The sequence below is a fragment of the Hymenobacter sediminicola genome (assembly GCF_014250515.1).
Classification (GTDB): Bacteria; Bacteroidota; Bacteroidia; order Cytophagales; family Hymenobacteraceae; genus Hymenobacter; species Hymenobacter sediminicola.
In genome coordinates, this window is sequence record NZ_CP060202.1 from 1704435 (window position 1) to 1717856 (window position 13422).

At 57.4% G+C, this 13422-nt stretch carries 7 protein-coding genes; all 7 read right to left on the bottom strand.

The genetic code is table 11. The features are described from left to right. Positions 1-49: 49 nt before the first annotated feature. The 7 genes from H4317_RS07280 to H4317_RS07310 all read right to left on the bottom strand — a co-directional run bounded on the left by H4317_RS07280 (position 50) and on the right by H4317_RS07310 (position 13408). Positions 50-1309: a PKD domain-containing protein gene (locus H4317_RS07280; protein WP_185889464.1), complete on the bottom strand. Its 1260-nt coding sequence runs from the start codon at positions 1307-1309 to the stop codon at positions 50-52. Positions 1310-1412: 103 nt separating this feature from the next. Then, on the bottom strand, positions 1413-2903 hold the full coding sequence (locus H4317_RS07285; RefSeq protein WP_185889465.1) for a RagB/SusD family nutrient uptake outer membrane protein: 1491 nt from the start codon (positions 2901-2903) through the stop codon (positions 1413-1415). Between the two features lie 23 nt (positions 2904-2926). Then, positions 2927-6094, bottom strand: coding sequence for a SusC/RagA family TonB-linked outer membrane protein (locus H4317_RS07290; protein WP_185889466.1), 3168 nt, complete (start codon positions 6092-6094; stop codon positions 2927-2929). A gap of 563 nt (positions 6095-6657) precedes the next feature. Further along, positions 6658-8733: a 7TM diverse intracellular signaling domain-containing protein gene (locus tag H4317_RS07295; protein ID WP_185889467.1), complete on the bottom strand. Its 2076-nt coding sequence runs from the start codon at positions 8731-8733 to the stop codon at positions 6658-6660. A 40-nt stretch (positions 8734-8773) separates the two neighbouring features. After that, entirely contained in the window at positions 8774-10642 is a 1869-nt protein-coding gene (locus H4317_RS07300; protein WP_185889468.1) for a cellulase family glycosylhydrolase, read from the bottom strand. 403 nt (positions 10643-11045) lie between these two features. After that, positions 11046-11591: a hypothetical protein gene (locus tag H4317_RS07305; protein ID WP_185889469.1), complete on the bottom strand. Its 546-nt coding sequence runs from the start codon at positions 11589-11591 to the stop codon at positions 11046-11048. Positions 11592-11671: 80 nt separating this feature from the next. Then, the gene (locus H4317_RS07310) at positions 11672-13408 is read right to left on the bottom strand and encodes a phospho-sugar mutase (RefSeq protein WP_185889470.1); all 1737 of its coding nucleotides are present in this window, start codon (positions 13406-13408) and stop codon (positions 11672-11674) included. Positions 13409-13422: the final 14 nt, after the last annotated feature.

Genomic DNA, 13422 nt, shown 5'->3' on the forward strand with positions numbered 1-13422 from the left:
GATATTAAATTACTGATAAGCAGCAGAGAAATTTCTGACTGCGTCAGCTCTACCGAACCACCATTTTGATAGTGAATACGGTGCCGCCGTTCTGGCCGCTGCCAGCGCGCAGTACCATCTTTTGGTTGTCGATGCTCAGGATACGGTAGACGCGCTCCGTAGGCGACGCATCGGTGGCCGCAATGAAGGCACCAGCCCGCGTGAGCGTAAACTGAGCCAGCCCCGCTCCGGCAGCCGGACCAAACACGTAGGGCGACGTGCCGGACTGCGGCGTGGTGCAGATGTAGCCTGCTGCGGCCGAGAAGGTTTCAGCCTTGGCATCGTAGGTAAAGGTGTCGTTGGTTGAGAACGTATACTCGTCATCGGACTGGCAGGCGGGAAGCGCGCCAGCCAGCACGCCCGCGAAGTAGGAGGTAGGAGCGGCCTCAGTGCCCACCACAATCGGCGCATCGGCCGTGTTGTCAATCATCCAGGTGCGCGACGAGCCACCTGTTAGTAGTAGTTTGATAGGCGCCGTCGCATCGTAGGGTGCAAACGTAACAACGGTGCGGGTGCCGTCAGGATTGGTGCCACGCAGGCGCAGGCGGGTATCAGTAGCTTCCAGAATCTCATACGTTTTGTTGGCTACTGAGTCGGGCAGACCCAGAAAACCGCCTTTGCCTTTCAGGACAATCTGGGGGTTGCCGGTGGCATTTGGCCGAAATACGAAACTGCCGGAGTGGTTGCGTGAGCTGCCACAAGCGCCATTCTGGTAGGTTTGGCCGGCGCTTTCGTAGTTGATGGTAAACTCTTTGCCGAACGAGAATTGGTCGTCGAGCTGGCAGGCCGGCAGGGTGGTAGAGCTGGATAGCACGGTGCCCGTCGCCGACTCCCGCACAATGGCGCCCGGCGCATTAGAGAAAGCCCAGACCCGGATGCCGCTACCGGCGCAGTCTACCAGCTTGCTGAACGAAGCATTGCTGCAGGCATCGGCTATGTTCACGGTTTGCTTAGCCGAAATGCCAGTGCCGCCGCGCCCGGCCGTAATCAACTCTACCTGGTAAGCACCTGGGCGGACGTATGTGTGCTGCACCGGACTGCCGGAGGCCAAGGAATTGTCGCCGAAATTCCACTGCGACAGGAACCCATCCTGCGCGGTGCTAGTGAAGGTCACGACCGTTGGAAACTCGGTGGTATTGGCCTGGAACGTGAACGTAGACTGGGGCACCGGGCCTTCCAGCTGAGAGTCGTCGCCTACCTTTTCACAGGAGGCCAGCAGCAATGGCGCCATCAGGAGGCCCAGCGCAGCTATACGTGCTATGTGTTTCATGGGAATTCAGTGGGAATAAAGGAGAGGATAAATAGCCGGCAGGCAGCTGCGAATGGCCGGTACCGGTTGTTGCAGCAACCCGTATCGGCCATTCGAAACCAACTCAATAGCCAGGGTTTTGCGAGAGGCCAGGATTCACGTCGCGCTCCGCCTGCGGAATGGGCAGCAGCACGTTGAAGGGTTTCACGCCTTTGGCAATCAATTGAGGAGAGGTAAGTAGCTCACCGGTCCGCTTCATGTCAAACCACCGGTCGTTTTCAAACGCCAACTCATATTTCCGCTCGCGCCATACCGCCGTTTTGAACGCCGTGGCACTAATGCCCGCCGCAATGTCGCGGGCGCTGGCCGTTCCGATGGGGAGTCCGAAGGAACGACGGCGCACTTTGTTGATGGCCTCCAGACCCTCGGCATTCGGCCCTGCGGCCTCCGCCAGAATCAGGTACACCTCCGCCAGGCGCAGCACCGGAATGTTGAGCTCCGAATCCCAGATGTTGGTATTGACCTTGCCGACAAACCATTTTTTCAGGCCATAGCCGTTCGGTGAACCGGGCAAGAAAGCGGGCTGAGTGCGGCCATCTGGATACACGTCGCCGGGCTTCCAGATAGTCACGTCGCGGCGGGTGTCGCCGTTTTCGTATCCCGCCACAAAGTCAGCTTCCGGAATGTTGAACCCGTAGCCACCCTGTGGCACGATGCCTTGGCCGCGGGGACCGAAGAACTCGTTGCCGACAAAGCCCAGACCGTCAAAAATGTACTGGTTGCGGCCCGAAATGTACTGCACCTCAAACAGCGACTCCTGCCCGTTTTCAGTCGACACCTTGAAGTTGTCGGCGTAGTTGGGCCACAGACTCTTGCCACTGGAGTTTATCACGGTCCGGGCCTGCTGGGCGGCTTCTGCCAGTTTTCCCTCCGTGAGATACACTTTGGCCAGCAGCGCCGCCGCCGACCATTTAGTAGCCCGACCGATGTCGTCGCCGCTGTACGACACGGGCAGCTTGGTAATGGCATCCAGCAAATCGGCCTCAATCTGGGCGTACACCTGCGCCTGCGCCGTGCGCGGAATATTTACTTCGTCCAGTGTCTGAGGCGGTTTGGTGAGCAGCGGCACGTCGCCGTAAGCCCGCACCAGGTCGAAATAGTACTTGGCGCGCAGGAACTCGGCCTCGCCGATGCAGCGGGTCTGAATGGCCGGATCAATCTGCATGGCGGGCACTTTCTGCAGCACAATGTTGGCCCGCCCGATGCCGATGTAGCAGCCGCCCCACAGCCGCGTCGTGAGAGGGTTCGTGGATGGAATGTTGAAGTTGTCGAGCTGCTGCTGCTCAATTCCGTCGCCCCCGCCCCCACCGCCGGTGGTGGAGAGGTCAGAGCCAATGTCGCCGATGCCCCACAGGGCATAGTTGTACTGGCCGCCTTTGCCCAGCTCGCTGTAGATGGCGTTGGTTGCCTGGATGGCATCGGTGGCGGTTTTGTAGAAGTTGGCGTCGGTTACCTGGTCGGTGGGCGTTTCTTCCAGAAACTTCTCTCCGCAGCCAGAGAGCAGGCCCAGCGTCAGCAGGAAGGCGCCACAAGTGTATGTAGTGATGCGTGACATCGTGTAGAGTAGTTAGGAGGGGATTAGAAACCGATGTTGAGGCCAGCCAGGAACACGCGGGGCTGAGGGTATACCCCCAGGTCCACACCACGGGAGCCAACTTCCGGGTCGTAGCCGGTGTATTCGGTCAGGGTCAGCAGGTTTTGGGCACTCACATATACGCGCAGCTGCTTGGCGGCCAGACGCTCCTGCACCGATTTGGGCAGGGTGTAGCCCAGGGTCAGGGTTTTGATGCGCAGGTAGGAGCCATCTTCGAGGTAGTAGCTGCTCACGCGCAGGTTGGTGTTAGGGTCGCCGGCAATGGCGCGGGGCACGTCGTTGCTGGTGCCGGGGCCAGTCCAGCGGCCCAGTACCCGGGTGCTGCCGTTGCTGTTGCCATACAGGGCGCTTTCCAGAATGTAACGGTTCTGGTTGTAGATGTCGTTGCCCTGCGAGCCCTGCACAAACACGTTCAGGTCGAATCCCTGCCAGCTCAGCGTGTTGTTCACGCCGTAAGTAAAGTCGGGGTTGGGGTTGCCGATGTAGGTACGGTCAGCGGCGTTGATAATGCCGTCTGGCACGCCATCGGGGCCGCTGAGGTCCTTGAAGCGGATGTCGCCGGGGGCTGCGCCATTCTGCGTTGCGTGGGCATCCACGTCCGCCTGGGTCTGGAACAGGCCGTCGGCCACGAAGCCGTAGAACGAGCCAAATGCCTGCCCCTCATCATAGCGGACAATTACGCCGCTCAAACCACTCACTCCATCGTAGGGCTGCCCCACACCCAGCGACTCCAGCTGGGTCTTAAAGGCCGACACGTTCAGGGTAGTCGTCCAGTTCAGGCCCCGTTCGGCGCCCTGAATGTTGCGCGAAGTGAAGGAAAAATCGATGCCACGGTTGTAGGCAGAAGCCGCATTGCGGTTCACCGCCTCGTAGGTGCCTGATACCAACGACACCGGCACCGGCGCAATCAGGTTCGGCGACTTCCGCTCATAAAGGTCGATGGTAGCCTCAAAGCGGTTGTCGAGGAAGCCCATGTCAAGACCAATGTTCGTTTGGTTGTTGGTTTCCCAGCGCAGCAGCGGGTTGGCCAGTCGGGTTGGGGCTGCGCCCGTCTGAATGGTTCCGTTTGGCCCGAATGGATACTGGATACCCGAATTGATGGCAAACAGGTAAGCAAAGCGGCCCGCATTGTTGGGGTTGCCTACTTTGCCATAGCCTACCCGAAGCTTCAGGTTGCTGATGACGCTGTTGTCCTTCATGAAATCCTCCTCTGAAATGCGCCAGCCAGCGGAGGCACCAGGGAAGAAGCCGAATTTCTCGCCGGGCGGGAAGGCACTCACGCCGTCGTAGCGGGCAATCAACTGGAGCAGGTACTTACCGGCAAACTCGTAGTTGAGACGCCCGAAGTAGCTGGCCAGCGTTTGGCGCGGCTGAATGTTGCCGGCATTGGCGAGCTGCGTGTTTACGGGCCCGGAGTTGATAACCTGCAGGTCGTTGCGCAGGTAGCCAGTCCGGTAGGCCTCCACATTCTGCGCATCAATGATCTGGCCCGACTGACCAAGCAGCAGCGTTACCTGGTGCTTGTCGGCAAACAGGTGGTCGTAGGTAGCCGTGTTTTCAATCAGGTAGCTGGAATTGTAGTTCGAGGTAGCCGACGCTCCGGCCAGGCTATAGCGGGTCGAATACGTTTCGCTACCTACTTTTAGCTCCGGTACGAAAGGCCGGAACGAGTTGAAATTGTCGAAAATCAGGTCGGCTCCCACGTTGGTACGCAGGCGCAGGCCTTTCACCGGCTCCAACTCCGCAAACAGGGTCGTCAGGGCGCGGTTGCGAACGAACTTCTGATTGTTGAGCGTTGCGGCGGCCACCGGATTTTCCTCCACAAAGTTGTCCTGCTGGCCGCGGGGCTCATAGTAGTAGCCGTCTGGGCGGTAGAGCGGAATGATGGCCGGAATCCGGATGGCCTGGTGTACCGTGCCATACTCGTTGTTGCGGGCTCCATCGTTGCCGCCGCCGGAGTTAATCTGCCGGTCGGAGAGGTGGGTAAGGGAAATGCTGTTGCCCAGCTTCAGAATCTTGTTTACCTGCACGTCGCCATTGGCCCGCAGCGTAAACCGCTCAAAATTGGAGCCTACAATGGTGCCGTCCTGCTGGAAGTAGCTACCCGATACGGCATAGCGCGCCTTCTCGCTGCCGCCCGTTGCCGACAGGCTATAGTTCTGAATGGCCGCCCGGCGGAATACAGCGTCCTGCCAGTCGGTGCCTTCGCCCAGCGCCTGTGGGTTGCGGAGCCGGTCTACTACTATCGGCTGGCCGGCTGCCAGGCGGTTTTCGTTGTTGATGACAGCATATTCTTCCGCGTTCAGCAGGTTGAGCTTGCGCCATACCTGCTGAACGCCGCGGTACATGTCCAGGTTGATAGAGGACACGCCAGCCTTGCCTCGCTTGGTTGTGATGATGACTACTCCATTGGCGGCCCGCACCCCATAAATGGCAGTGGCCGAAGCGTCTTTCAGAATGTCAATAGTTTCAATGTCGTTGGGGCTGATGGCGTTCAGCTGGTTCTCACCACCTTCCGGCAGCGGAAAGCCATCCACAACATACAGCGGGTTGTTGTTGCCAGCCGATGTGATACCGCGCACCCGGATAGAGGTGCCCGCCGCGCCGCCTGGTGCCCCACCATTCGAGGTGACCGTAACGCCTGCTGCCCGGCCCTGTAGTGCCTGGGCCGCATCGGCTACCGGCTGCGAAGCAATTTCCCGCGCCGATACCGATGATACTGCCCCGGTTACGCTGGTGCGCTCCTGGGTGCCGTAACCTACCACCACCACTTCGCTGAGTGCCCGCAGGTCCTCAACCATTACTACGGTCAGGGAAGAGGACGCTCCGTTGATGCGTAACTCCTGGCGCTGAAAACCAATAGAGCTAATGACAAGCGTGCTGCCATCGGGCACCGTGAGCGAGAAAACGCCGTCGGAATTGGTGCTAGTGCCTAGCGTAGTGCCCTGTACAATAACCGTGACTCCTGGTAGCGGCTCGCCGTTGCGCTGTGTGATGCGCCCTGAAACTGGTACATCGGCCAGAGCAGCCAAGCTAGGTGCCGGAGCCGCGCTTCGCGCCTCAGCTAGTGGCGCAGCAAGGGTTAGCAGCCCGCAGGCCGCCAGCGGCACCGCGCGCCGGAATCTCAAAAACGAGTAATGGTTGCGGTTCATGTGTGGGAATGGGGAAGAGTGTGGGAAGTAGAAAATAGCTAATCCGGCATCCGCCTGAAGCGGCAAGGACTAGGAGCAAAGCACAGGCGAGACCAAAAAGCAGGACTGGTTTGAGCCTACTGCCACAAGTCGTAGCTGACAGGTAGGCAGGAATTTGGCGGTGGCATTTAGTAGGAGCAACGCCAAAACACTAGGAACGAGTAGTTGCGGACTATTTCGTGAGTAGCATCGGACAAGTAGTACCCGTTGTGCACGCTCCCGTGTAGGAGTAGTTAGTACCCGGATGATCTTGTAGTGTGTATTCACTCACCAATGAAGGTGAATGCAGCGAGAAAGCTGAATCTGTAAGTATCGGAGTGGCCAAATATACCCGCCATTTTTTCGAAAAATCAAGTGCTAATCCTTGTTTACAAGGCTGTAGAGGTTGTTTTTCGCTTAGGTAGCACGTTGTGCTGTACGCTTACATCACCCACTATGCAGGGGCATTTCCCGGCTGTTTGAGCGCAGTGCTTTGTTTGGCTACAAAGCGCAGTCGGGTAAAAAACAAGCAAAAAAAATGGGCCTCAGCCCACTTTTTTTTCGGTATTTTTTTCTTTGCTCTGCCACGTATCCGTTTTGCGGTTGGCCTGTGGGGATATGGCTACTTCCTCCTCCCCAGAGTCATCAGCATCGGTACCGGTATCATCCAGCAGCAAATGGGTCCAGCTGTCGTCGGTGGGGTGTTCAGCAGCTTGGCGCCGCATAGCATCTACTACTTTCTGGCTGAAGCTCCAGCAGGTAGCACGCCGCAGATCCAGCACTCGGGAAAGCTCCTGCGCAGAATAGCTGCCTTTGTGCGTGTGCAACAGAAACACCGCATAAAATGCTTTGACAATGGAGAATTTGCACTTCTGCAGCAGCGTGTAGGCAGTGGCCGACTCGACGTAGCGGCAGCGAGTGCAGCGGCGCGAATGAGGTTCGCGCCCTTCGCAGAAATTGTCGTGGCCGCATTTGCGGCACTGATAGCCATTGGCCCATTTCAAGTCAGCGAGGTAGGTCAGGCAGGCGTCTTTGTCGGGATAGATCTGGCTGAACTCGCCAAAATCCACTTCCTGCGACAGCACCCGGGCGGTCTGGGCTTTCTGCAGGTCCTGCTGCAGGTCGGTATTCAGCTTCTCAATGGCTGCCGACTGCAGCGCCAGTAGGCCATTAGCCTGTAGTAGCTCCCGGTTCTGAACCACGATGGTTTCGCTCTGGCGCCGCAGCTCTTCAGTGCGTTGAGCCACCAGATTTTCCAATTCAGAATTAAGCTGGTCTTTCAGCTCCTCGTTTTGGCGCAGCTGCTCTACCAACTGACCCTGCACGTCGTGTTTCTTGCGCAATTGCTTTACCAGCCGGTGCTGCGCTTTAAGCGTGGCATCCTGAATAGCCTTCATCTTGCTGCCCAGCGCATAAGAAAGCACTACCACTTCCACCACAAAGGCAGCATTCATGCTATACACAGTATATGTGTTCGTGAAAGTGTTGATGCCCAGCTTGCGCAGAATCAGGAACAGAACGCTCACCGCTACCAGTGAGTGGGCCAGTAGGATGAACCGAGCCGGTCGGAAGCCATGCTGCCATACGCGTAGCGCGGCAAAAAACAGCATCCCATACGGCAGCAAATACAAGCCCATGCCCATACCGGTTTTCCACCACAAGGCATCCAGCAGGAGTGCTGCCACACTTAGCAGCACCACGGCCCACAACCAACGGTCGAAGCGCGGCAGGCGCTGGGGTGTATCCAGAAACTGCCGGACGTAGTAGCCAAACGTGAGCAAAAGCAGCGGCGCCGAGCCGATTTCCACTACCCGGTTGAGCCACGGGTGGCTTGGCCACAGGTATTGGAACCCAAGCCCGTCTTCCGATAAAAACACTAGGCTGCAGCTGAATACATACAGCACATAGCGCAGATAGGTCTGCTCACCTGTGAAAAAGAACAGGCAGAAATTGTAGACCAGCATGATGAGCAGCATGCCGTAGAATGCGCCCAAGAGCCCGTACTCGGTCTGAAAGTGCTCCGCCATGCCTTGCTCGGTGCGCAGCTTTGACAAGAAGCTCGTCCGGGAGTTGGATTGGAGTCGCAGGTAGTAGGTCCGCGCTTCGCCGGTGCTTACCGGCAGGCGGAGCAGGTAGTTCTTATAGCTATACGGCCGGGTGGTAAAGGGCCAGTCGGCACCAGTATGAATGCGTCCCTCTTCCGTAGAGGTAGAAGGAAAAAAATGAATGTTATTTATGTGAGAATCAAATAGTTCAAGATACCAGTGCTGGGGCTGCGGACCGGAAGCCTCGACGGTAAGGCGTAGCCAGTAGGCCGAGCCAGGATGTTCCATGTTGGTTGCTATCCGGGAGCCGGGAATAAATCGGTCTGCATAGCGTGGCTGCTGCACATCCTGCAGAGTAAGCGTGCCAGATAGGTCCTCTAGTACGCTGTAGTTGAATGGATTGACGAATATTTCAGGCTGGCGGGTATCAAGCTGGAGGTGATGTTCCTGCAGCGGATCAAATGGGGCAGCAGAAGCCGTTGTTGCCTGCAAAGCAGTGAGCAGCAGCCCGAGGAGCCAGATGCGGGTCCAGAGTGATGACAAAGTGCGGTGGGAGGGGGAAGTGAGGTGGCGCATGGCAGTTTCCAATATAAAGAAACTCCCGGTGCTCTAGGGCCTACTGGCCACTTGGCATGGCCGGCCCGGGAGGAGCGAGCCGCAGCCAGTGAACTACGGCCCCTGGCTGCTCCACATAGAGTTGTAGCGTATGCGTACCGGCCGGCAGCGTGGCCGTACCCGCCGACACCGTCTGCCAGCCTGGAGTGGGCTCCGCCGTGATGGTGCCGACGACCGACTTGCTATTCAGCCGGAGCAAAAGCTTTGTGGGAGTTGTAGTCGTGTTCAGGAGCCGGGCCTGTAGCAGGAAGGTACCGTTCTGGGGTATGGTTACGGTGTAGTTTAGCCACTCGCCGGCCGCCATGTGGCTCACTGCAAAGCTCTTCGAAGAGGCCTCTGTTACTTCCTGAATATCTACGCCGTCGTTGCGGTAGGCATCTCCTAGGTTAGTAGGCGTATGATTCGCAAAGTCGGTGCGAGCCGCGTACGTGTCGTAATAGGCGCTGCCGTTGCGGCCCAGGTCGTAGTCAGAAGCCTGAATGGTGCCGGGCAGCGTGTGGGCAGCAAATGGCCGGGGCGGACCAGTAGGCTGCATTAGAGCGGCTATCACGTCTTTGTTGACCGTGCAGTTGCGGAATTCACTGTTGCGCAACAAGGCAGCGCGGCCCTGCGGTGTCAGGAGGCTGCCGTACGCCGGGACGCGCAGCAGGCTGGTGGCTCCTTCTATGCGCTTGTGTGTCCAGTGGCACCAGCCAATACTGCGGGCGTTGAGTTCTTGCACTGCCGCCGAAAACCATTCGTTGGAATTTTCCCCGGTCTCTCCTACCCATACAGGCACCTGCCATTGGTCACGAAAGGCAGCCAGGTTACGGATAAGATTGATTTGGTTAGGATTCGGGTCGGTTGCCGTAGAAGTGTTCGGGCACCAGTAGCGGTGGGCATTGTAGACTAAGTTGCGTTTGTCTTTGCTACGGAGCTTATCAGGGGTGAGGTTGGTGTATTCGTTGCCGTAGCCGTTGCCTTCTAGTAACAGTAAATGCTGGTCGTCCTGCGCCCGCACTGCATCTATCAGGCGGCTGTACAGCACATTTAGCTCCGAGTTGTCGCCTGCGAGGCCATTGGCTGCCGTCATGCCGTTGGGCTCGTTGATAAAGTCGTACATAGCTACCCGCGCGTCGTTTTTGTAGCGCGCCGACAGCTTCTCCCACAGCCGCACCGTGATATCCTGATAAATCAGGCGGCCCTTGGCGTCGCGGCGCTTCCATAGGTCCAGCGGCACGAGACAGTCACTGATGTTGCGGTCGGTGCCTTGGCCGCCAGGGGCTGCATGTAGGTCCAGAATTACATAGAGGTTATTCGCCGCGCACCAGTTCAGCACGTCATCCGTGATGCGAAACCCCTCCAGGTTTTTGGAGTCTGTGAACAACTGTTTCTGGTCGTACCAGGTGCTGAGCGCCTGCACGTAAGCATTGAGATTGACAGGGTTTTGCATCGCCCTGGTACGGATGCGGCGTTGGGCGGCCGTCAGAAATAGATCGTAGTGAAAGGGCAGCCGTACGCAGTTAAAGCCCTGCTTTGCAATGAAATCGATATCCGCTTTCGTAATGAAGCCCGCCCGAAACTGACGGTAAAACTCTTCTACAGCCGTCTCAGGCATGGTGCGCAGAAGCGCCTGCTGAATACGAGCCTGCGAGTCGAGCGAATCGGTCTTGAGGATGTAGCTTTCCTGCAGTAGCCATCCCCCCACATTGATGCCCCGCAGCACCACCGGACGGTTGCTGGCATCGACTATGGTTGGGCCCTGAGCATGTAACATGCTTAGCTTCTGCGCCGCAGCTTCTGTCGGTTGGCCATCCACGTAGCAGAGCACTACACAGAGTATGCGCAAAAACCGCCACGCACTGGTACCGGAAACGGGAAGCTTACTCATGGGTGGGAGGGTAGGGCCGGGAAGCAGCGAGAAACAGGACGGGGAGGCCCCATCCTGTTTGCCTCACTTTCTCACTCAAAAACCGAGGCGGGATATCCGCAAACCTCAAAGAAGGCCCGATAACCGGGCATGCTTATTCGAAGGGACGAGGGAAGGCACGTAGGCCTGAAGGGGCACCGAATCCAAGCCGGAATTCGGCTGCTGATGTGCCCAAATCTAGACGGCTATAGTATGATATGCAAGCGTACAACCTGTGTCCAGAAGCCGGAAACAGGGTTATGAGGCGTTAGGTGTACGCTTATTGCACACTGCTGAGTAGGGGTTTCATAGCAGTAAGCTGCAGAAAAGCGTGAGGCATTAGTGTGCCCCAACGGCTAACAAACACTAAATAAATTTTGAATAATTACGCGTGAGCGGTTGCCACCTCTAAACCAGTTACGGTAGCGAGCTTGGTAGCAATACATACTGCGTCTTCGTAGTCGGTATATGCGGTAATGATTCCGATAGGGGAATCTTTGACCTGCAGTAGCCCCTGCCATTTATACTCTCTTGTTACCAAGCCCATTTGAGTAGTGGGCGCGGGGGTATTTAATCGAGTAATATTGGATTTGCCGGCGGTGGTAGGTAAGAAATGAGTAGTGGTATAAGGCCTCAGCAAAAGGCCAGATACTGGTGGTAGCGGCTGCCATTTTCCGAAGCGCAAGCCAGCCACCCAGATATAGCTTCGGTATTGCTGAGTGGTAGTGTTCAAGGAGAATCCTTCCCGGTATGTAAGAACAGATAGTACTACTACACAACTGACGCCTGATGCAACCCATACAGCGGCTTCAGTTCCCAATTCAGCCCACGTAGCAACTGAAAATGCCGGCAGCCAAATGGCTAATGCAGCGACAAAACCTTTGTGCCAATGCTCAAATAGGAAAGGCCTGCGTAAAATTCCGTCATACATGTTCATTTTGGGGGAGCTATTCAACCAAACAGCCCGGCAGATCCTGCCGGGCTGTTTGGTTTGCTGTCTGAAACAACGTTCTATTTCAATTGCATATCCTCAATGATAGCCTGAATCTTTTCGTTGGCCAAGCGCGAGGCCAAGTCGAAATCTACTACAGACTTCAGCGGCTGCTTCACGCTGAAATAGAACTTGATTTTGGGCTCGGTGCCGGAAGGACGAGCCGAGATTTTGCTACCATCTTCCGTAATAAACTGCAGCACATTGCTGCTTTCCAGCCCGGTGGGCAGCTCCAGCCCAGTGCGCAGGTTTTTGATAATGCCGGTTTTATAGTCACGCAACTCTACCACCGGCGAACCGGCAATAGTAGCAGGTGGCGTGGCCCGCAGGTCGCGCATCATTTCTTGTATTTCCTCAGCGCCACGTTGCCCTTTCTTCGTGAGCGAAATCAGGTGCTCTTGGTAGAGGCCGAATTGCGCATACATCTGGGTCATTTCCTGGTAGAGCGTGCGGCCGTTGTCTTTCGCCACGGCGGCCATTTCGGCCAGTAGCGCGCAGGCTGATACGGCATCTTTGTCGCGCACGAAGTCCCCTATCATGAAGCCGTAGCTTTCCTCGCCACCCCCGATGTAAGTCGCGTCGCCTTCCAGCTCCCGAATCAGACCCGCTATGTACTTGAAGCCGGTCAAAGTCTGGTAGCTTTTCACGCCGTAGGAGCGGGCAATGTCGCCGAGCACCTCGCTGGTTACGATGGTATACACAATGAAGTCCCGGTCAGTCATCTTGCCGGCCTGCTGGCGCGCCGACAGCAGGTAGTAGGTGAGCAGCGCGGCCGTTTGGTTGCCGTTCACGAGTACCCACTCGCCCTGCATGTTCTTCACCGCAATGCCCACCCGGTCGGAGTCAGGGTCGGTAGCCAGCACGATGTCAGCGTCGAGGGCCTTGGCTTGGTCTAGCGCCATCTGCATGGCTACTTTCTCCTCCGGGTTCGGCGAGAGTACGGTGGGGAAATTGCCGTCGGGCGTGGCCTGGGCCTCTACCACAGACACATTGGTGAAGCCCAGCTGCGCCAGTGCCTTCGGTACCAGCGTAATACCCGTGCCGTGGATGGGCGTGAACACAATCTTCAGGTCGTGCTGGCGCTGGATAGCGGCCGGGTTGATGCTCAACTCCTTCACCTTGGCCAGGTAAGCGGCATCAACATCGGCCCCAATGAGATGAATGCGCGAGGCGTCGGCCTGGAATTTCACTTCCTGCACTGACTGTATGGCTTCCACTTCGCGGATGATGTTCTGGTCGTGCGGGGCCACCACTTGGGCGCCGTCGTTCCAGTACACCTTAAAGCCGTTGTACTCCTTGGGGTTATGCGAGGCCGTGATAACGCAGCCGCTCTGGCAGCCCAGGTGGCGGATGGTGAACGATAGCTCCGGCGTGGGGCGCAAGTCCTCAAACAGATACACCGTCAGGCCGTTAGCCGAGAAAATATCGGACACCAGTTGGGCAAAGGCCCGGCTGTTGTTGCGCGAGTCGTGCGCCACAGCCACCTTAATTTCCTGGCCGGGAAACTGCTGGAGCAGGTAGTTGCTCAGGCCCTGCGCCGCCATGCCCAGCGTGTAGCGGTTCATGCGGTTGGAGCCCGCACCCATAATGCCACGCAGCCCGCCCGTCCCGAATTCGAGGTTGCGGTAGAAGGCATCCGACAGAAAATCGTCCTGGTTCTGCGTCTGCAGCTCCCGGATTTCGGCCTGAGTCTGTGCGTCGTAGTCGCTGCCGAGCCACGTATTGATTTTCTGCTGAATGTCGGGAGTGAGGGCCATGCAAGAGAGGAATA